The following is a 19,971-nucleotide window of genomic DNA, read 5'->3' on the forward strand; positions in this document are numbered from 1 at the left end:
AGTGGTCGAGAGCTCGGTGCGCGCTGTGTAACGACGCGTCCCCAAGCCTGTTCTTCAAAGAAGAAACGACGAAGAGATCTCAGTACCAGTATTAAGGCCTGTGCATTCTGGGGACAAGTGGGTTCCGGTGCAGCTAGCGCAGCGATCGGCTTGTGGATGACAGGCTTGATAACTGTGCAGCCGATGTTGACCTACTGGGGATGGGCTAACGGCGTGCACTTGAAGGCCGATTGCTTCACTGTTGTTTGGCACGTTTGTACACAACGCTGCGCACATCGCGCGGCTGTGGCTGGAGTGACAAACGTGTGAGAAGTTTTTGAAAAAAGTTTGACGCGCGGTGGTCCGAATCAGCGCTTGGAGCGCTGACGGATGCGAGTGGTGAGTTCTTTGACGTGATCGAATACCTCACGCCGCTCGGCCATCTCGGACAAAATCTTTCGCTGCGCGTACATGACCGTGGTGTGGTCGCGACCGAACGCCTGGCCGATCTTGGGCAGTGACAGGTCGGTGAGCTCGCGGCACAGATACATCGCGATCTGGCGGGACTGAGCCAGTGCTCGGGTCTTACCCGGCCCGCGTAATTCCTCGACGGTGGTGTCGAAGTATTCGGCGGTGGCGGCCATGATGGTCGCCGCGCTGATTTGCATCGTGCTCGCATCGGCGATCAGGTCGCGCAGCACAATCTCGGCTAGCGACTTGTCGATCGGCGTCTTGTTCAGCGAGGCGAATGCGGTGACCCGGATCAGAGCTCCTTCGAGCTCACGGATGTTGCGCTCGATGCTGCTGGCGATGAGCTCGAGTACGTCGTCGGGAACCGCGAGCCGCTCCATCTGAGCTTTCTTGCGCAGAATCGCGATGCGGGTTTCCAGTTCGGGTGGCTGCACATCGGTAATCAGGCCCCACTCGAACCGTGTTCGCAGCCGGTCTTCCAAGGTGGCGAGTTGTTTGGGCGGCCGGTCTGATGAGATGACGATCTGCTTGTTGGCGTTGTGCAACGTGTTGAAGGTGTGGAAGAACTCTTCCTGGATGCCTTCCTTACCCTCGATGAACTGAATGTCATCGACCAGCAGCACATCGACGTCGCGGTAGCTGCGCTTGAACGCGACCTTGCGATCGTCGCGCAGCGAGTTGATGAAGTCGTTGGTGAATTCCTCGGTCGACACGTATTTGACGCGCATGCCCGGGAACAGCCGCTGCGCGTAATTGCCTGCGGCGTGCAACAAGTGGGTCTTCCCCAGTCCGGACTCGCCCCAGATGAAAAGAGGGTTGTAGGTGCGCGCCGGCGCTTCGGCGATAGCGAGGGCCGCGGCGTGCGCGAACCGATTGGAAGCACCGATGACGAAAGTCTCGAAGGTGTAGCGCCGGTTCAGGCTGGTGCCGCCTGCGGCGGCCACCGCATCGGTGCTGTGCGGGCGCTCGGCGAAGTAGTTGGGCCAACTCTGCTCGATGCCGACGACCTCACCGTTTTCGTCAGTCTCATCGGCGTCAGTTGACGCTGCTACGTCGATGTCGTCGGTGAAGGTATCCCCTTGCGGGAACGGGGTGTCGTCGACGTCGTCGGACGGCGGCGCGATCCGCACTCCGAGTTGGACTTGTTGTCCGAGCCGGCGGCTCAACGCATCGGTGATCGGGGTGCGCAGGTGACGCTCGATCTCATTTTGCACAAAGCTGCTCGGCACCGACAACAAGGCGAAGCCCTCGACGATGGTGAGTGGCTGCACGAGATTCAGCCATGCCCGTTGTTGCGGAGTCAGCGGAGTAGCAAGAGCCGTGCGATTACCGGTACCACCGTCTTCGTCGGGATCGCCGTTGAGCTCGGAGACGACCGCATTCCACACTGTCGTGAAACCAGAACCGGAGTCATCGGTCAACGACGCATCTCCCTGGTCCGACGTTGAGGTGCAATCACGCTTGCCGACAAAGCAACTGTCCACATAGTTATACACAGGTGTGGACAGGATAGGCGTATGCGGGCCGCAACCTACGGGCGACGGCTCGCGATCTGCGGGCTGGAGACAATCCCGGCTAGGTCGCCTGCACAGCTAGTAGATCCGCCAGCATGCTTCGTTGTCGAGCGCCGCTCCAGTCTGAAACGGCATTGCCCGAAGCTAACAGTTTTCCGTGCGGCTGCCAACAGTTCTGTTGCATTCCAATCGGGTTCTTTAGGGTCTGCTGGGGCGTGTCGCGACTTGCCGACGAAGGCGTGCTGGTCGGGGCCGTCGGCAACCAAAGATTTCATGTCGGGTGTTACTTGGTCCGTTGGGGCAGGCCAGGTTTGACCCGGCGAACGCTCGTCAGTACCCTCATACAGTCGCCCGAAAGTCGGCGATACGGCTGCGACCCAGGAATTATGCCCCCCGGGGACCGCGCCGGCCAGCAGCAGGACCACTTTTCGACCGAATCACGAAGCATTCGAGCTGAGTCAAACGTGAGCGGCCGGATGGCTGGGAAAGCTTCTAGCGAAACAGAACGAGGAGAACGCCGTGGCCAAGGGGAAGCGGACCTTCCAGCCGAACAACCGGCGCCGAGCCCGAGTGCATGGCTTCCGTCTGCGGATGCGTACCCGTGCCGGGCGTGCCATCGTGTCTGGCCGCCGCCGCAAGGGCCGCCGCGCGCTATCTGCCTGATCTGACCGGCAGGCTTGTGGCGGTGCTTCCTGCGCGCAACCGCATGAGGCGGTCACGGGAATTCGACGCGACTGTGAAATATGGGATGCGCACAGCGCAGCCCGACCTCGTCGTGCATGTCCGCCGGGGAAGTAATGGTGAAGTGGGCAATGGGCCTCGGGTCGGGTTGATCGTCGCCAAATCAGTTGGCTCCGCGGTTGACCGGCATAAGGTCTCGCGCCGCCTTCGCAATGCCGTGCGGGGCATGCTCACCGATCTCCATCAATGCGACCAGGTGGTTATCCGGGCGTTGCCCAGTAGCCGGCAGGTGTCGTCGGCATGGTTGGAGCAGGAGCTACGCAAAGGTTTGCGGCGCGCCTTCGAACGAGCCGGAACGGACCGTTGACTGTGACGGCGCCGGCGTGCGTGAGAGTGGGCGGTGCGGGCAGGACCGTTGCGCGCGGACTGGTTTTCCTGATTCAGCTGTACCGCCATATGATCTCGCCGCTGCGCCCGGCGACGTGTCGCTTCATGCCGACCTGCAGCCAGTACGCCGTCGATGCCCTCACCGAGTACGGGTTGATTCGGGGGAGTTGGCTGGCGGCAGCCAGGCTCGTCAAGTGCGGACCATGGCATCGGGGAGGATGGGATCCGATACCGGAGCGCACCTCAGAACACCGGGGTTGCCGGATGGACTTCGAAGACACCAGTGACACCGGGGATGCCCCGGCGCCGCGAGGGGAGAGTGAATCTTTTGTTTGATGTGTTCAGCCTCGACTTCGTCTACTACCCGGTGTCGTGGATCATGTGGCTCTGGTACAAGCTGTTCGCCTCGATGCTGGGGACGTCCAACTTTTTCGCCTGGGCGCTGTCGGTGATGTTCCTCGTGTTCACGTTGCGCGCGCTGCTCTACAAGCCGTTCGTGCGCCAGATCCGCACCACCCGGCAGATGCAGGAATTGCAGCCACAGATCAAGGCGCTGCAGAAGAAGTACGGCAAGGACCGTCAGCGGATGGCGCTCGAGATGCAAAAGCTGCAACGCGAGCACGGGTTCAATCCGATCCTGGGCTGCCTGCCGATGCTCGCCCAGATCCCGGTCTTCCTCGGGCTCTATCACGTGTTGCGTTCGTTCAACCGCACTACGGGCGGCTTCGGGCAGCCACAGATGTCGGTCTTCCAAAATCGCTTGACGGGCAACTACATGTTCAGCCCGACGGACGTCGGGCACTTCCTGGACGCGAATCTGTTTGGCGCGCCCATCGGTGCGTCCATGACGCAGCGCACCGGTCTGGACGCCTTCATCGACTTCAGCCGCCCGTCGGTCATCCTGGTCGGCGCTCCGGTGATGATCTTGGCGGGCGTCGCGACCTACTTCAACAGTCGAGCATCGGTCGCCCGGCAGAGCGCGGAAGCCGCAGCCAATCCGCAGACCGCCATGATGAACAAACTCGCCTTGTACGTCTTTCCATTGGGAGTGGTCGTCGGCGGCCCTTTCCTGCCGCTGGCGATCATCTTGTACTGGTTCGCGAACAACATCTGGACCTTCGGTCAGCAGCACTACGTCTTCAACATGATTGAGAAAGAGGACGAGGCCAAGAAACAGGAAGTGCTTCAGCGGCGGGCGGCCAATGCGCCGCAGCCGGGAGCCAAGCCGAAGCGCAAGGCAACACCGGCGAGCGACAACGGCTCGTCGACGGCTGGCGACGACATCGAGTCGGTGACGGAAGCGGACGGCGACGGGGGCGAGGACGCCACGCCGGACACGACCGGAGGCTCGAATGGTCCGAGCACCCGCACACCGAGACCGGGTGCTCGACCGAAGAAACGGAAGCGCTGACAAAGGCGCCACAGCTTTACCGGGCCGTCTCCGGAGAGTGACCCGAATGAGACAGGGACGGACCCATGGATGAGGGAGAAGAAATGACGGACGCTGACACCACCGAACGTGACCTGGAAACTCCAGTGGCGGTCGAGGATGAGGCCGAGGAGACCGCGACAACAGAGGCCGGTGCCCCCGAGGGCGAGGACCTCGAGGAGCGGTTGGTCGCCGAAGGAGAGATCGCCGGCGACTATCTGGAAGAGCTACTGGATCTGTTGGACTTCGACGGCGACATCGATCTGGACGTCGAAGGCAATCGGGCGATCGTCAGCATTGACGGCAGCGACGACTTAACCAAGTTGGTTGGCCGCGGCGGTGAGGTGCTCGACGCGCTGCAGGAGCTGACCCGACTGGCGGTGCATCAGAAGACCGGCGTCCGTAGCCGGCTGATGCTGGACGTCGCGAGTTGGCGCCGCCGTCGGCGCGAGGAACTGGCCGCGTTGGGCGACAAGGTGGCGCGGCGTGTGTTGGAGAGCGGCGAGCGCGAAGAGCTCAAGCCGATGACGCCGTTCGAGCGCAAGATCGTCCACGACGCCGTCGCGGCAGTAGACGGAGTGCACAGCGAGAGCGAAGGTGTTGAGCCGTCTCGCCGCGTTGTCGTCCTGCACGACTAGTCGGGGACCGGGTTACATCGGTGTAGTTCATCCCGCCCTGTAGGTCCGAAGACCGGAGGAATGTTTCACGTGAAACATGTCGGCGGCTTGGGCGGGGCGGAAGCATCCGGCACCATGGGCGCCGGGCCGGCACCCACCGCGGCGGCCCAAATCTTCGGAGCACGGCTTGCGGTCGCGGAGCAGTACGCGGAAACGCTCGCGACGGCTGGAGTGGAGCGCGGACTCCTGGGTCCACGCGAGGTCGACCGCATCTGGGAGCGCCACCTATTAAATAGTGCAGCGGTCGCCGAGGTGCTAGAGCACGGTGAGCGGATCGTCGATATCGGGAGCGGGGCGGGGTTGCCGGGGATACCGCTCGCGATCGCACGGCCCGATCTGGAGGTCTCCCTCCTCGAGCCACTGCTACGCCGCAGCGAGTTTCTCAAAGAGGTCATTGCGGAACTAGGGTTAACCGTCGAAGTCGTCCGTGGCCGCGCCGAAGAGCCGGAGGTACGTAGACGGTTCGGCGAGAGAGACGCCGCGGTGTCGCGAGCTGTTGCAGCGTTGGACAAGTTGACGAAGTGGAGCATGCCGTTGCTACGACCGGACGGACGGATGATTGCGATCAAGGGGGAGCGTGCTCCCGAGGAAGTCGAACAGCACCGGCGTGGGATGGCTGCGTTGGGTGCAGTGAATGTCAGGGTGGTGACATGTGGCGCGAGCTATTTGCGTCCGCCCGCAACCGTGGTGGTAGCGCAGTGCGCAGCACGGTCGCGTCGCGGGTCGGCTCCAAGGGCGGACAGGAGAAAGCGATGAGCTCTCCCCAAGATCGATTCGGTGGCTCGGGTCCCAGCGTGCAGCAGACCAATCCAGCGGGGGCACCTGTCGCGCCGCCACTGACGCCGGACGAGTCGGTGCCACTCGCGGACGAGTCGCCGAGTGAAACCGCCGCGGATGTTTCACGTGAAACATCGAATGAGTTCGACACCCCGATCGGCGCGGCGGCAGAACGCGCCATGCGGGTGCTGCACACCACGTACCCCCCGCTGCGCAGACCGCGACACCGGCGGGTTTTTACCGTCGCAAACCAAAAGGGTGGAGTCGGCAAGACGACCACCGCGGTCAACCTCGCTGCGGCACTCGCACTGCAGGGACTCAAGACGCTCGTCATCGATCTCGACCCACAGGGCAATGCGAGCACGGCGCTCGGCATCACTGACCGGCCGGCCGGCACACCCTCGTCGTACGAAGTACTGCTCGGTGAAGAGACGCTGGATTCCGCGCTGCGCCGCAGCCCGCACAGCGACCGCCTGTTCTGCGTTCCGGCGACCATCGATTTGGCGGGTGCCGAGATCGAGTTGGTCAGCATGGTGGCACGCGAGAATCGATTGCGTACCGCCCTGGCGGAGCTCGAGCGCTTCGACTTCGATTACGTCTTCGTGGATTGCCCACCGTCGCTGGGGCTGCTGACCATCAATGCGCTGGTGGCCGCGCCCGAGGTATTGATCCCGATCCAGTGCGAGTACTACGCATTGGAAGGTGTGTCGCAGCTGATGCGGAACATCGAGATGGTGAAGGCGCATCTCAACCCTCAGCTCGATGTGACGACGGTGGTTCTGACGATGTACGACGGCCGGACCAAGCTTGCCGATCAGGTCGCCGAGGAGGTACGCCGGTACTTCGGCGACAAGGTGTTGCGCACCGTCATCCCGCGCAGCGTCAAAGTGTCGGAAGCGCCCGGCTACAGCATGACCATCATCGATTACGACCCCGGTTCGCGCGGGGCGATGAGCTATCTCGACGCGAGCCGCGAACTCGCGCAGCGTGACTAATCACCATCCGTGAAGGGACGACAATGACGCAGCCGTCACGCAAGAAGGGCGGCCTCGGCCGGGGCCTGGCTTCGCTGATTCCCACCGGCCCCGCCGAGGGTGACTCGGGGCCCGCGACGCTGGGCCCCCGGATGGGGGACGCGGCCGCTGATGTGCTGATCGGTGGGCCCGCGCCCGGAGTCAACGAAATGGGCGCGGTGTATCGCGAGATCGCACCATCCGACATCGAGCCCAACCCGCGCCAGCCGCGCCAGGTCTTCGATGACGAGGCGCTTGCCGAACTGGTGCACTCGATCCGCGAGTTCGGTCTGTTGCAGCCGATCGTGGTGCGAGCGGTCACCCCGGCTCCGGGTGGTGCGCGTTACCAGATCGTGATGGGGGAGCGGCGCTGGCGGGCCGCCCAAGCGGCGCAGCTGGCCACCCTCCCGGCCATCGTGCGAGAGACAACTGACGACAACCTACTGCGCGACGCCTTGCTCGAAAACATCCATCGGGCACAGCTGAACCCCTTGGAAGAAGCGGCGGCATACCAGCAGTTGCTCGACGAGTTCGGGGTCACCCACGACGAACTCGCCTCGCGGATCGGGCGGTCGCGGCCGCTGATCACCAACATGATCCGCTTGCTCAAACTGCCGATCGCCGTGCAGCGCCGAGTGGCGGCGGGGGTGCTGTCCGCCGGCCATGCCCGCGCGTTGCTGTCGCTGGAGTCCGGGCCTGAAGCACAGGAAGAGTTGGCGAGCCGGATCGTCGCCGAGGGGCTGTCGGTGCGCGCTACCGAGGAGGCCGTGACGCTGGCCAACCGCGGCGACACAGCGGCGCCGGCACCGCAACGCCGCAAGCCGATTCAGATGCCGGGCCTGCAAGACGTCGCCGATAGGCTGTCGAACGCCTTCGACACCCGAGTGACGGTCAGCCTGGGCAAGCGTAAGGGGAGGATCGTGGTGGAGTTCGCCTCGGTCGAGGATCTCCAGCGGATTATCGACACTATGACCCCGCCCAAGGCATGACCCGTTACACCGTGTAATTACGTCACTGTGACACAGCGCGGGTTTCTGGTCCGCATTTGACCTACGTGGGCGCGGAGATCCGTTGTGCATCAAGACTTTTCGGAACTCGGCACACTTTCGCGCCGCGCCGCGGGGCGGCCGGGCGCACGCCTCGGCGTGGCAGGGCCAACACTGGCCCGAGAACGACAAACTCTCCTATCCTGGAGGGGTTGTTGGCCACGTCAGCCCGGGGCCAGCCGGGTTAGCGGCGACGGGCTGCGATACGCATGGAAGCCAGGAGGCTAGTGTCCGCTCGAATCACGCCCCTGCGGCTCGAAGCCTTCGAGCAGCTTCCCAAGCACGCGCGTCGCTGCGTCTTCTGGGAGGTCGATCCCGCGACCCTCGGCGACCAGGACCATCTCGCCGACCCGGAATTCGAAAAAGAGGCGTGGCTCTCCATGGTGATGCTGGAGTGGGGTTCGTGTGGTCAGGTCGCGACCGCGTTGCCCGACGAGCAAAGCCACACCGATCCACCATGCCTGGGCTACGTCCTGTACGCGCCGCCGGGAGCGGTGCCGCGGGCGCAGCGGTTTCCGACTGCGCCGGTGTCTGCGGACGCGGTGCTGCTGACATCGATGGGTATCGAACTCGGGCATGCCCCCGACGACTTGCCGCACAGCCTGCTGGCCCGGGTAATCGAAGAACTGATGCGCCGCGGAGTCCGGGCGCTGGAAGCCTTCGGCCGCACGCCGGCGGCTTCGGAGGCGTTGGATCCGCAACTGGTCGATCCCGACGTGCGCCCGGTGCTGGAATCCCTCGGGGATTGCTCGGTGGAGCGCTGCATCATCGACGCGGAATTCTTGAAAGATGTGGGATTCGTTGTGGTGGCGCCGCATTCGTACTTCCCGCGACTACGCCTCGAGCTGGACAAGGGGCTGGGGTGGAAGGCGGAAGTGGAGGCGGCCTTGGAGCGCCTGCTGGCGAACGCTCAGCTGCAGCAGCCAGTCGGGGCTGGATCGGCGTCGGGAAATGTGTTGCAGAACAAGCAGAACGGTTAAGCGCCGCCGAGTCGGGTGGTCCGCTCTACTGACAGTTCGTGAGCAAGCAGTTCGGCGAACGTGAACGTTCCGGTGGGCCGGTCATTCTTGCCGAGCAGGTAGAGCCGCTTGACCGCGGCGAGGATACCTTCGGCGATGGCATCGCGCGCTTGTGTGGCGAGCAGCATGTCCCGATCACCCGCGTTGGTGATGTAGCCGACGTCGACCTGGACGGTGGGCATCCGCGTCAGGCGCAGCAGGTCCCAAGTACGGCCATGCGTCCGGCAATCCCGTAATCCGGTGCGGGCCACCACTTCCCGCTGAATGAAGTCGGCGAGATTACGGCCGATCGTCGACACCGAACCGTGCGAGTTGCCGAAGTGGAACGAGGCCACGCCGTTGGCTGAAGGGCTGACCTGAGCTTCGCAGCGCAGGCTGATCATCAGGTCCGCGCCCACATTGTTAGCCGTCGCGGCACGCTCGGCGTCCGAGGGGCTGCGGTTGGTTGGCCGGGACAGGAACGTCTCCATGCCGATCGCGGTCATCCGGCCCTCGAGGCGACTGGCCAAGTCCCACAAGATATCTGCTTCGCTGACCGGGCCGGCCGGGCCCGGTGCTATGAGGCCGCGGTCGTCGCCGCCGCGGCCTGGATCGATGATGATCCGCTTGCCCGAGAGCCGGGGGCCAGATCGACGGACCAGTTCTTCTTCGCGGATTGCGTGCGGCGAGCCACCGCTGACCCGCGAACTTAGAAAGTACAAAGAGCGTAAGGTTTCCGGGCCACAGATCCCGTCGGCGGACATCCCGTACTCGCGCTGGTACGACATCAACGCGTTGTGCGTCTGCAAGCCGAAATGTCCGTCGACCAATCCCGTGTAGAAACCGAGGTCCTGGAGCCGGGCCTGCAATGTCGCAACATCGTCGCCGTATAGAGGTGCGCCGAATTGGTGGTACAGCGTGCGTGCGCCGAGGCGGTAGGACGCTTCTTTGAGCGCGCGGTAGGTGGCCTCGCCGACGATGCCGTCGACCAGTAGGCCACGATGCTGCTGGAAGGCACGTACCGCCTGGTCGAGCTGGGCATCGAAAACCTCAAGGGCCACATGCCGGCCCGTGGTCAAGTCTTCTTCGGCGTTGTCGAGAAGCCCTAGTGCAGCCAGCGAGGCCCGGATCTCGGTCACAGCTGCGCTGCGGTCACCACAGCGCAGCACGTCGCCGTATTCGCGGCGCGGACTCGACATACCAAGGGCCCTCCGGGACAACTGACAGGCTCACAAACGCACTACAGCTAACCGGTATTGTCGCAGATCCTTCTCAATTTCGGGAAAACGCCAGGCTAAACGGCGAGGCATTGCCGCAAAGCGCCGGATGCGGTCAGGTGAGGTTGGGAACCGCGTCGGAAAGCTCACGCAGCAGCGCGGCCTTACCCTTTGCGCCGACGATCCGCTTCACCGGCTGGCCGTCCTTGAACAGGATCATCGTGGGGATCGACACCACCTGGAAGTCGCGCGCCGTCTCAGGATTTGCGTCCACGTCAAGCTTGGCGACGGTCAGTTGTTCCGAACGCTCGGCCGCGATCTCCTCGAGAACGGGCGCGACCATCTTGCATGGTCCGCACCACGTCGCCCAGAAGTCAACCAGCACAGGCTTATCGCTGGACAACACATCTGCGGAGAAGGAAGCATCAGAGACTTCCTTTGTGGCCCCGGCTTTTTCGGCATCGCTCATCGTGGTGCTCCAATCAAATCAGTATCGTCCGCATTTCCAGTCGCCGGCTTTGTGCCGGCGGCTTCCGAATCTTCCTGGTCGGCCAGCCATCGCTCGGCGTCAATGGCTGCGGCACAGCCACTGCCCGCGGCGGTGACCGCTTGGCGGTAGGTGTGGTCGACCAGATCGCCGGCCGCGAAGACACCCTCCAGCGCGGTACTTGTGGTGCGCCCCTTGACAAGTACGTACCCGTCCGCGTCCACATCGATGGCACCGCGCACCAGAGCCGACCGCGGTTCGTGACCGATCGCCACGAACACACCCGTCACCGGCAACGTGGTTTCTTCGCCAGTTACGTTGTCCCGCAACCGCAATCCGGTCACCGTCGACTCGCCGTCTACCGTGACCACGGTTTGGTTGGTAATGAATTTGATCTTGTCGTTGGTCCGGGCCCGGTTCAGCATGATCTTCGACGCCCGGAACTCGTCGCGGCGGTGCACGAGCGTCACGCTACGGGCAAATCGGGTCAGGAACGTCGCCTCTTCCATCGCCGAGTCACCGCCGCCGATTACGGCGATGTCCTGGTCGCGGAAGAAGAACCCGTCGCAGGTGGCACACGCGCTCACCCCGCGGCCCAGCAACTCCTGCTCTCCGGGCACCTGCAGGTAACGTGCCGCGGCACCCATCGCCAAGATCACGGCCCGAGCTTTGAAGGTCTCTCCTTCGGCCGTGACGACCGACTTGATCGGGCCGTCCAGCGAAACCGACTCGACGTCTTCCATCCGCAGGTCCGCGCCGAAGCGCAACGCCTGCTCGCGCATCTGGTCCATCAGCTCCGGGCCGGTGATGCCGTCGCGGAAGCCGGGGTAGTTCTCCACCTCGGTCGTGGTCATCAGCGCACCACCGAAGGAGGTCCCTTCGAAGACCAGCGGTGCCAGCTGAGCGCGCGCCGCGTAGAGGGCTGCCGTGTACCCAGCCGGACCGGAACCGATGACGATGACGTCGTGGACTGTGTCATGAGCGGAGTCGGTCATACGAGCCTTTCAGATACAGATTTCTTCAATCGTGTCGAACGCCAGCGTAGGCGTGGGTGTTCCCGGTGGTGTCGCGCAACACGTGGCACCACCTTAAGGCCGGGGGACTTGAGTGCTGGCTAACAGCCCGGTGTCGGCGGCACTGCAGTTCAGCGCCACCGCAAAGACCGCCAGGTCGGCTGCAGTGTCGGCGGGGAGCACCAGCAGCACGCCGGGGCGGGCGTTGATCTCGATCGGGCGCGCGCCGAGTACCTGCGTGGACGCGGGATAGCCGAGACCGCCGAGGCAGGACGCGCGCCGTGCCGGTTCACTGAGCGGGCCGTAATCGGGAGCGCGGTGCAGCAGGCCGACGATCTCGGCCGCGGACAGCGGGATCGCCATGGGCGGTGTCGACACCGTGATGTGTTCGGCGGTGGTCGGTGTGCTCGGCGTGGGTGTGGGGGCGTTGAGCAGTGCGGCCGTGCCGAAACCGATCGCGGCGAGCACCCCGGCCGCGCCGGCGGCAACACGGGCCGGGCGGATGCGCGGGCGCGCGGAGTGGGCGGGCACGCTCGGCGAGCCGGCCGGACCCGCCGACCGCAGCGCCGCGGCGATCCGGGCGGTCACCTCGGCCGGCGGTTCGGGTGCCGATTCCGGATCCGCACCGGCGGCTGCGACATCGCGGCGCACCTGATTCAAAGCGTGCAGGGCCCCTGCGGCGTCCGGGTCTTCGCGAACTTGCCGGCGTAGCCGGGCGGCGGCGTCGTCGTCCAGCAGACCGGCCTGAAGGTCGGCGAGCGCTTCGACCGTCGGCGCAGCGTCTGCTCCCGCATTCCGATCATCCGGATCGTGATCCGAGGGTTGGTTTTCCGCTTCGCCCATCCGCCCCAGTGTCCGTCATGCCCCCACCGAAGGTGAGCCCCGGCCCGGTCGAGCGGCGTTAACGCTGACCGGCGGGGTGGTCCGGTGTGGTGTGGGCGCCGGCATCTAGATAGCCGAGGAGCTGGGCAAGCCGCACGCGGGCGCGGGCGCATCGGCTCTTGACCGTGCCCTCGGCGATGCCCAACAGCAAGGCGGTGTCGGCGATCGAATAGCCCTGCATGTCGACCGCGACAATCGTGGCGCGCTGCTCAACGGGCAGCCGCATCAGTGCATGCTGCACCAACATGGCGGTCTCAACCTGAGCCGTGCGATCGGCCACCGGGTAGACGTCCTCGAGCGGCTCGGTCCGGTGGGATTTGGTGCGGCGCAGCCGATCCAGGCAGGCGTTGACCACGATCCGGTGCAACCAGCTGCCGACCGCGGCGTCGTACCGAAACGTGCCGGCACCCCGGTGCGCCGACAGCATCGCGTCCTGCAGCGCGTCTTCGGCGTCCTCGGGACTGCGGGTGGTCAGCCGGGCCAGGCGGTGCAACTGGCGTCGATGGCGTACGAACAACTCGCCGAAGGCGTGGCGGTCACCGGCGACGTGTGCGGCCAGCAGCTCGGCGTCACTGCGTTCCTGCTGGATGTACCCGCCGATGCCCACGGCCGGACACTAACCAATGGGATGCCGTGCGGCACTTCACTCGAAGGCCCGGTTGTGAGTCTCAGGATGCGGCTCGGACGGTGATCTCCGACAAACCGGCCTGGCTCTTGCCATTGGTTGTCCCCAATGTGGAGATCCATACCAACAGGTTCGACGTCGGTGAGCCGGCCTTGACCGGGATGACGTTATGGCCGGGCTTGAGCGTGAACGCCGGAGCCAGCACGGTGGTGTCGTCCAGCTTCGCGGGTGACGCCGTGGACGCAGCGCGAATCTCGATCTTGGTGCCGGTGCTTGGTGTGTCGATAGTGACCTGGCCGACCACCGTGGGCTTCGGCAGTTGCAGTATCAGGCCTTCGCCCACCTTGAAACTGGGGAACGGGACGGCATCGGTATAGACCTCGGTCGCCCAAGCGGTTGTGGGGTCGCCGTCAATGGCTTGCCCGGCCGTGCTCGCGTTGTCGGGATCCCCGTCAGGGGAGAAGACCGTGGCCCGAGTGGGTTTGACGACACTGCCCGCCGGCGCGGGATTCGCCGACGACGAAGACGAACTCGACGAACCGGGGCCGTTGAGTCCGAGCTCGTCCTTGTTCAGGCCGCCACCGACGTTGCCGAAGATCCTGCTCACGATCGAGGCCAGCACCAGCAACGCGACCACAATGATCGCGAGTGCCGCGGCGCCGCCGATCATCAGGTTGCGGCGCCGGCGCGCCAACGTCAAGTGCTCATCGCCGGTTACGCGTGGGGCCGCAGGCGGTGGCGAGTCATCGATCGGGCCTAGCACCTCGGTGCGGTCGGCCACTGCGGTGGCTTGCTGCAAGAGATTCAAAAGCGTTGAAGCACTGCGTATTCCGCCGTCTTCCTGCACCGCCCGCACGGCAACCGCGGAGATCTGGAAGGGGATGTCGCGATCGATGGCGTTGGGTTCGACGGGAAGGCCGGAGCCATCCCGGTCGGCTGGAGCTAGCCCGCTGCGCACCCCGAACTCCGGCAGCGGCCACCGGTTGACCAACAAGGCATACAGCGAGGCGCCGATGCCGCGGATGTCGTCCTCCGGGTTGGCGTCGGGCATCGTCGCCGGGTAGGCGAGCACGACGTCGCCCTCGATGCTCACCCGAACCCGGCTCGGGTGATCGATCGACAGCGCGACTCCGGTGCGGTGGGCGGTGTCGGCGGCGGCGGCCAGCGCCTGCATGGCTCGCACGGCACCGACGGGTGAGGGGGCGGTATCGGCGACCTCCTGCAGCGAGCCGCCGCGAATCCATTCCGCGACGACCAGGCCGCCACGGTCGGAGTGGACCACGTCGAGCACGCGCGCGATGCCGGGCTTGTCGATCCGGCTGAGCCGCAGCGTGCGGGACAGGATCTCCTGCAGCACGGCCTCCGGCAGTGCCCCGTCCGGGTCGACGAAGGTCAGCGACACCTGCCGGTCCAGCGCGGTGTCGAGTGCCTGCCAGAACTGCAGGGGCGGCGCACCGCCGTGGAAGACCAGCAGCCGATACCGGCCACCCGCGATACGGGCGCCGGGCACCAGGTGCCCGTCGTCGCTTGCCGCCTCCGCGTCACGCTCGTGGGGACCGCCGTTGCGCTGCTCCGGTGGGAGTGGCCCCGACGATTCGGGCTTCCGTTCGGCCGAAATGTCAGGCTGAAAGTCGCCGGCGGGTGGCCGCGGCAAGTCGCCGCCTGATCCCAAACCAGACCCAGGGCCGGACGCGGCGCTCTCCAAGGGGCGGTCGGTCACCTCCGGTCCTTTCGTTAGCCGGGTGTCGCCTGCTCGATCCGGAGGCCTGCGCCGGATCGGATCCTGGACCGCATTAACCCCCGGCGGGGACGAATTTCTCTGCTCAGGGTACGTGACAGGGCCCCGGTGAGACGATCCCTGTGAGATAGCCGCCGGGCGGGATCCCGGCGCCACGGTCGGGCTGACAGCGCCCCGGCCGATGCGGCGCCGCACGGCCGCCGCCGCCGCCACCGCTTCGGGCACCTGTGCACGGACCATGACCGCCACGATGACCGGCGCCATGATCGCGCCCAGCACCAAAAGTCGCAGCAGCGAACCCGCGGCACCGCCGTGCGCGGTGAGCGCGGCCAGCCCCAGAAGCCGGTCGACCACGTGGGCGATCAGGCCGGCGAGCATCGACGCTACGACTGTCACCAGGACCGTTCGTATCTCCGCGAGCCCAACCAGATGGCCGCCGCGCCGCAGCAGGACGCGGCGCAGCAGGTAGTAGCCGACGATCGCGCCGATCAGGAATCCGAGCCCATTGGCCAGGCCGAGGTACCCGGCCACCAGTTGGGGGTCGTGGGTGACGTGCGGCGCCAGCACCGAGCCGGCGATTTTGACGGCGGTGATGACGAGGATGACCACGATCGGCGTCCACGGCTGCTCCCGCGCGTAGAACACACGCAGCTGCAACAGCACCAGCCCGTAGGGGATCAACGTGAACGCCGACAACGCGATCGCGGCGCCCAGGTACCCGGCGTCGACCCCGCCGAAGTGGCCGTAGGCGAACAACGCGCTACCGATCGCCGGCCCGCCAACGGTCATGAACGCCACGATCGGAATCAGCGTGACCAACGTCAGCCGGGTGGCCAGCGACAGGTCGGCGAGCACGGCCCGGGTGTCGTCGGCTGCCGCGTTACGGCTCAGCCGCGGCATTACCACGGTCAACACCGTTACGCCGATCATGCCGAACGGCAGCATCAGCACCAGCCAGGTGTAGTTGTAAATCGCGGGGCCGGAAGCCGCTGCGGTACTGGCGATTTGGTTTCCCACCACCAGGCCCAGCTGGCTGATCAGCACATAGAGCACCATCGCGACGGCCATCGCGCCGAACCGCTTGAGTCGCGCGTCGATTCCCCATAGCGGTCGCAGGCTGATGCGCTCGCGGCGCAGGGCGATCAGCAGTATCGCGGTCTGCGCGTAGACGCCCAACGTGGTGCCGATGGCGAGCACCAGTAGCTTGGCGTTGCCCATCCGGACGGGATCGACCGACAGTTCACCGGGGACGGCCAGATAGACGCCCAGTGTCACCAGCGCGACGACGTTGTTGACGACCGGAGCCCACGCCGTCGGGCCGAATACGTTGCGTGTATTCAGGATTGCCATGAACACCGATGTCAGACCGTAGGCGAGCACCTGCGGCAGCAGTAGGTAGGCGAACGCAGTGGTCAGCGGTTCGTTGACCTGTGGGCTGCGACCCAGCATCAACCGAACCAGCAGCGGCGCGGCCACCACCGAGACCACGGTGGCGAATGCCAGCAGCGCGGTGGTCACCGTGACCAGGCGCCGGACGAACGCGGCACCGCCGTCGGGGTCGCTCTGCTCGGCGCGAGCCAACACCGGCACGAAGATCGCGGTGAAGGTCGCCTCCAGCACAAGCGCGGCAACCAGGTTCGGCAGCTGATTGGCCACCGAGAAAGCGCTGGACAGCGCCGCACCTAGGATCGCGGCCAGCACCACGATCCGGGCGAAGCCGGTGATCCGGCTGACCAGTGTCGCGAACGCCATCGCCCACGACCGCGACACCAGCGCAGCATCGGACAGTTCCACCCGCCGGGTGGACAGGTCTGGCACCGGCGGCAGCGGTCCCGTCGGCAGCGGAATCCGGCCCGGCGGCGGGTGCTGGTGATGAGACCGCCGGTAGGCGGGTTTCATACCCGGTGCTCTTCGTCGACGCGATCGCCAACATCGCGCCCCGCGTCGGCGGGATGGTGGTGCGGCGGGTCGGGGCGGTCCAGGTCGGCGCGGTCGGGCTGGCCGCGGAACCGGTGCCAAAGCCGGCGCCCGGCGAGCAGCACCAGCACCGCCGCCGCGGTCAGGGTGATCGCGAACAGCACCTTGCCATAGGCGTTGGAGTGCACCGACATGCGCACCGGTTCACCCAATCGGGTGCCGTCCGGGGTCCGCAGCGTGACGTCGATGGCGACCCGTTGGGTGAAGTTCACTTCGATCGGTACCCGCAGCGGCAGGTAGCCGGGGGGCAGTTCGATCTGCCCGACATCGGTCACCGTCATTCCCGGTGGGGCGTCGACCTGCACGCGGACCTTGATCGGCACGGCCAGGCCGTTGTGCAGGGCCAACGGCAGTGGACTGTGTTCAGTGGCCAGCGTGTAGGAGCCGCCGGGGTTGACGATCGTCGCCGCGCCGAACAAATCGTTGATCGTGTTGCCGACGACTTCGAGCCGCTGGTGGGCTAGCCCGTTGCGGGTGTCGGGCGGATCCGATTGGCTCAACGCGCGCAGCATGTCCTCGCGCAGCGGCGCGGTGTACTGAACGCCGGTCAGCCCCGTGCGTTCGTCGGTGCTCAACGCCGAGGTCAGCTTCCACAGCCGGCCCACTTGGCCGTTGATGTCGGCGGTGACGTTCTCGCTGAAGCGGCCTCGCTCCGGTACGGAGCCAGCCAGCGGCGCCGGCGGCTCGGTGCTGGCCGAGGCCTCGGCGATTAGCGCCGCGAGCGGCCGGGGCACCCCGAGCCCGGAGCGGATGGTGGTGGCCAGCGCGGTCAGGATGACCTGCGCGTCATCGGCCTGTAGATTCCACGTCGCCGGCGGGACCAGGATTTGCGTGCGCGGCGGAGCGTCTCGATCCAGCGCGTGCCAGAACATCGAGCCCAGGGCGTCCTGACGCCGCGCGGTGTTCGAGTCGTGCGCGAGCCGAACCGTCAGCGAGGGGTCCAGATAAGTGGGAACGCTCGGGCTGTTGCCCGCCCCGGCCAGTGCGGCCCCGACGGCCGGATCGAAGGGTGCGAGCACGACTTGCGGGGACAACCGCCGGGGGGCGGTGTCGACGCCCGGCCCGGACGACGGCTGCGAGTCCGGCGCGACCAAATCGCCCGCGGCGACAGCGACTGTGCTGTTGTTCGCGTTGAGCAGGTCGACAGTACGGCCGGTCAGCGGGCCGTCGGGCAGCAGCGTGGCGCCGCGGGTGGACTGGACATCCAGGATGTGGTCGACGATGTCGCCGACGCTGGTGGTGGCGATCGCGCTGAGCCCCGGATCGTTGACGCGTTGCAAGGCGTCCAGATCGGCCTGCGCGTAGGGCAGCGGTGCGACACAGGTGCGCCTGCCCAGCGCGCGTAATCGGTTCAGCCAGCCGGTCGCGGCGGCCTGCCCGGTGCCCGGATGGGTCGGGGTGCCGGGCTGCTGCGCGGGACCGTCGGGGGAGTTGGACACTACGTAGCCGGCCGTCATCGCATTGACGGTGACCAGCAGGTCCGGGTCAATGGCCAAGCACAGTGCCCGGCCGACCGCGCCGTCGGGATCGACGTCATGGCTGGTCGCGACCTCGGCCGCGGACAGCAGAATGTCCAGTCGGCCGCCGGTGGCCAACGACGTGGCCAAGTCGTCATCGACCAGCCGGACGCCGATGGTGCCACCCGGTTGGCCCGGTGCCAATCGCGGCCGGTCGGCCAGCGGCCACAGCATGGTGACCCACACCGGTTTCGAGGTGTCGGGCGCGACCGCGGATTCCAGGGAATCGGCACGGTCGGGCGGCATCCCCAGCACCGGCAGCAGGAACCGCGCATTATCGAGCCGCGCGGGGGCGCCGTAGTCGGGTGTTCCGTTGACATTGACCAGGATGGGGTAAATCCCGGGCTCGTCGAAGTCCAACGACGGCTTGGCCAACGATCGCAGCGGCGCGGACAGGGTGAAGCCGACCTCTTGGCCGCGCTGCAGCTCGGGTGCCACCGTGAGGAAATCAGCGGCCGGCTGGTACTGGTCGGTGGCGCCGTCCAACGAGGTGCGCAGGGCGGCCGACGCGTTGACGGCGGCGGCGTGTTCGAGCCGGACCATCACGTCGCGGACGGGGCGGTCACCGATGTTGGCCACCGTTCCGCTGACTGTGACGACCGGTGGGCTCGTCGTGGTGACGACGTCCGGCGTCACCTGGTCGATGCGGACGCGGACAAATGGCGTCGCTCCGGGCTCGTCGGCCGCTGCGCGGGGCATGCCGACGGGTCCGGTGAGAACCACCGCAAAGCCGGCCACGATGCCGACCACAGCGGCAAGGCGCAACAAGCCGGCCCAGCAGAGTCGCGGTGCGGTCACGGTCCTGGCCCGTGACCGTTCTTACGACCGGGGGGTTTGTCGGAATGCCGGGTTCGGGAATGGGTCTGCGGGTTTCGCCGCGGCGCACTGGGCGGCAGTGGCGGCAGCGAAGCAGGACCGTCGCTCTGCAGCTTTCCGATCAGTTCGTTGGCGACCTCGGCCAGCCGTCTTTCGTCGGCGTAAGCGAGCCGGGAAGGCAGCTCTTGCATTGGCACCCACGCCACCTCGGCGACTTCGAGGTCTTCGTCGGAGAGCTCGCCCCCGGAGAAGCGCATCAGATAGTGGTGCACGGTCTTGTGTACCCGGCGGCCGTCGGTGACGAACCAGTAGTCGATGCGCCCCAGCGCAGCCAGCACGCTGCCGCGGATTCCGGTCTCCTCGGCAACCTCGCGAATGGCGGTCTGCTCGGCCGTCTCACCGAGTTCGATGTGGCCTTTGGGCAGCGACCACAGCATCCGTCCACGCCGATCGATCCGCCCGATCAGGGCGGCGACCTGTGCGTCGAGCGGCCCGTCGATGCCGTCGATGACGAGCCCACCCGCGGAAGTTTCGTGCACGGTGCGCAGCCGCTCCGGGACCCGGCGGGGTACGCGCGGTCGGCGCCTGTTGGCCGCCCCGGAGTCGGCCGTCACTTTGGCATCGGCATCGTTCGCGGACGCACCGACGCTGCCACGACCCCGACGGCGCCCCCGGCGTCGACGTGGTTTGGCTTGCTCGCCATCCGACACCCAAGCGATAGTAGCTG

Annotated in this window: 18 protein-coding genes; 9 read left to right on the top strand and 9 right to left on the bottom strand. The window is 66.1% G+C overall.

Going from position 1 to position 19,971, the window contains the following annotated elements; translation table 11 throughout:
* Nucleotides 1-347 precede the first annotated feature (347 nt).
* Complete coding sequence (gene dnaA, locus DB708_RS26860) at nucleotides 348-1,871, bottom strand: chromosomal replication initiator protein DnaA (protein ID WP_108926528.1); 1,524 nt, start codon at nucleotides 1,869-1,871, stop codon at nucleotides 348-350.
* 612 nt (nucleotides 1,872-2,483) lie between these two features.
* Between dnaA and rpmH the strand changes: the two genes are divergently transcribed.
* From rpmH to DB708_RS26905, 9 genes are all read left to right on the top strand, one after another.
* A complete protein-coding gene (gene rpmH, locus DB708_RS26865; RefSeq protein ID WP_003874369.1) occupies nucleotides 2,484-2,627 on the top strand; it encodes a 50S ribosomal protein L34 in 144 nt (47 codons plus the stop codon).
* 22 nt (nucleotides 2,628-2,649) lie between these two features.
* The gene (rnpA, locus tag DB708_RS26870) at nucleotides 2,650-3,012 is read left to right on the top strand and encodes a ribonuclease P protein component (protein WP_165839943.1); all 363 of its coding nucleotides are present in this window, start codon (nucleotides 2,650-2,652) and stop codon (nucleotides 3,010-3,012) included.
* A complete protein-coding gene (gene yidD / locus DB708_RS26875; protein ID WP_409347639.1) occupies nucleotides 3,009-3,368 on the top strand; it encodes a membrane protein insertion efficiency factor YidD in 360 nt (119 codons plus the stop codon). Before rnpA ends, yidD begins: the two co-directional genes overlap by 4 nt.
* On the top strand, nucleotides 3,352-4,443 hold the full coding sequence (gene yidC / locus DB708_RS26880; protein WP_108926483.1) for a membrane protein insertase YidC: 1,092 nt from the start codon (nucleotides 3,352-3,354) through the stop codon (nucleotides 4,441-4,443). Before yidD ends, yidC begins: the two co-directional genes overlap by 17 nt.
* Before the next feature lie 83 nt (nucleotides 4,444-4,526).
* Complete coding sequence (locus DB708_RS26885; RefSeq protein ID WP_108926529.1) at nucleotides 4,527-5,099, top strand: Jag family protein; 573 nt, start codon at nucleotides 4,527-4,529, stop codon at nucleotides 5,097-5,099.
* Nucleotides 5,100-5,159: 60 nt separating this feature from the next.
* The gene (gene rsmG / locus DB708_RS26890; protein WP_108926484.1) at nucleotides 5,160-5,894 is read left to right on the top strand and encodes a 16S rRNA (guanine(527)-N(7))-methyltransferase RsmG; all 735 of its coding nucleotides are present in this window, start codon (nucleotides 5,160-5,162) and stop codon (nucleotides 5,892-5,894) included.
* Entirely contained in the window at nucleotides 5,891-6,910 is a 1,020-nt protein-coding gene (locus tag DB708_RS26895; protein WP_409347640.1) for a ParA family protein, read from the top strand. Before rsmG ends, DB708_RS26895 begins: the two co-directional genes overlap by 4 nt.
* Nucleotides 6,911-6,933: 23 nt before the next feature.
* A complete protein-coding gene (locus DB708_RS26900; protein WP_108926486.1) occupies nucleotides 6,934-7,917 on the top strand; it encodes a ParB/RepB/Spo0J family partition protein in 984 nt (327 codons plus the stop codon).
* Nucleotides 7,918-8,201: 284 nt separating this feature from the next.
* Nucleotides 8,202-8,954 carry an acetyltransferase gene (locus DB708_RS26905; protein ID WP_108926487.1) on the top strand — a complete coding sequence of 251 codons (753 nt, stop codon included), beginning with the start codon at nucleotides 8,202-8,204 and terminating at the stop codon, nucleotides 8,952-8,954.
* Here the strand turns inward: DB708_RS26905 and DB708_RS26910 are convergent.
* The 8 genes from DB708_RS26910 to DB708_RS26945 all read right to left on the bottom strand — a co-directional run bounded on the left by DB708_RS26910 (nucleotide 8,951) and on the right by DB708_RS26945 (nucleotide 19,954).
* A complete protein-coding gene (locus tag DB708_RS26910) occupies nucleotides 8,951-10,171 on the bottom strand; it encodes an N-acetylmuramoyl-L-alanine amidase (protein ID WP_108926488.1) in 1,221 nt (406 codons plus the stop codon). The genes DB708_RS26905 and DB708_RS26910 overlap by 4 nt on opposite strands.
* Before the next feature lie 133 nt (nucleotides 10,172-10,304).
* A complete protein-coding gene (trxA, locus tag DB708_RS26915) occupies nucleotides 10,305-10,658 on the bottom strand; it encodes a thioredoxin (protein WP_108926489.1) in 354 nt (117 codons plus the stop codon).
* Nucleotides 10,655-11,671 carry a thioredoxin-disulfide reductase gene (gene trxB, locus DB708_RS26920; RefSeq protein WP_108926490.1) on the bottom strand — a complete coding sequence of 339 codons (1,017 nt, stop codon included), beginning with the start codon at nucleotides 11,669-11,671 and terminating at the stop codon, nucleotides 10,655-10,657. Before trxB ends, trxA begins: the two co-directional genes overlap by 4 nt.
* Nucleotides 11,672-11,764: 93 nt before the next feature.
* Nucleotides 11,765-12,532, bottom strand: a complete 768-nt coding sequence (locus DB708_RS26925) for a hypothetical protein (protein ID WP_108926491.1) — start codon at nucleotides 12,530-12,532, stop codon at nucleotides 11,765-11,767.
* A 58-nt stretch (nucleotides 12,533-12,590) separates the two neighbouring features.
* Nucleotides 12,591-13,178 (bottom strand): RNA polymerase sigma factor SigM, encoded by a 588-nt coding sequence (gene sigM, locus DB708_RS26930; protein ID WP_108926492.1) that lies wholly within the window; start codon nucleotides 13,176-13,178, stop codon nucleotides 12,591-12,593.
* 61 nt (nucleotides 13,179-13,239) lie between these two features.
* Nucleotides 13,240-16,833, bottom strand: coding sequence for a murein biosynthesis integral membrane protein MurJ (locus tag DB708_RS26935; protein WP_108926493.1), 3,594 nt, complete (start codon nucleotides 16,831-16,833; stop codon nucleotides 13,240-13,242).
* On the bottom strand, nucleotides 16,830-19,226 hold the full coding sequence (locus tag DB708_RS26940) for a DUF6049 family protein (protein ID WP_108926494.1): 2,397 nt from the start codon (nucleotides 19,224-19,226) through the stop codon (nucleotides 16,830-16,832). Before DB708_RS26940 ends, DB708_RS26935 begins: the two co-directional genes overlap by 4 nt.
* On the bottom strand, nucleotides 19,223-19,954 hold the full coding sequence (locus DB708_RS26945) for an NUDIX hydrolase (RefSeq protein ID WP_108926495.1): 732 nt from the start codon (nucleotides 19,952-19,954) through the stop codon (nucleotides 19,223-19,225). The genes DB708_RS26940 and DB708_RS26945 overlap by 4 nt, the downstream gene beginning before the upstream one ends.
* Nucleotides 19,955-19,971: the final 17 nt, after the last annotated feature.

The organism is Mycobacterium montefiorense (assembly GCF_003112775.1).
GTDB lineage: Bacteria > Actinomycetota > Actinomycetes > Mycobacteriales > Mycobacteriaceae > Mycobacterium > Mycobacterium montefiorense.

Coding starts and splice junctions, on each gene's coding strand:
- DB708_RS26910 (WP_108926488.1), bottom strand. CDS start 10,171: ATGTCGAGTCCGCGCCGCGAATACGGCGACGTGCTGCGCTGTGGTGAC.
- DB708_RS26885 (WP_108926529.1), top strand. CDS start 4,527: ATGACGGACGCTGACACCACCGAACGTGACCTGGAAACTCCAGTGGCG.
- DB708_RS26925 (WP_108926491.1), bottom strand. CDS start 12,532: ATGGGCGAAGCGGAAAACCAACCCTCGGATCACGATCCGGATGATCGG.
- DB708_RS26935 (WP_108926493.1), bottom strand. CDS start 16,833: ATGAAACCCGCCTACCGGCGGTCTCATCACCAGCACCCGCCGCCGGGC.
- rsmG (WP_108926484.1), top strand. CDS start 5,160: ATGTTTCACGTGAAACATGTCGGCGGCTTGGGCGGGGCGGAAGCATCC.
- DB708_RS26895 (WP_409347640.1), top strand. CDS start 5,891: ATGAGCTCTCCCCAAGATCGATTCGGTGGCTCGGGTCCCAGCGTGCAG.
- trxB (WP_108926490.1), bottom strand. CDS start 11,671: ATGACCGACTCCGCTCATGACACAGTCCACGACGTCATCGTCATCGGT.
- trxA (WP_108926489.1), bottom strand. CDS start 10,658: ATGAGCGATGCCGAAAAAGCCGGGGCCACAAAGGAAGTCTCTGATGCT.
- DB708_RS26900 (WP_108926486.1), top strand. CDS start 6,934: ATGACGCAGCCGTCACGCAAGAAGGGCGGCCTCGGCCGGGGCCTGGCT.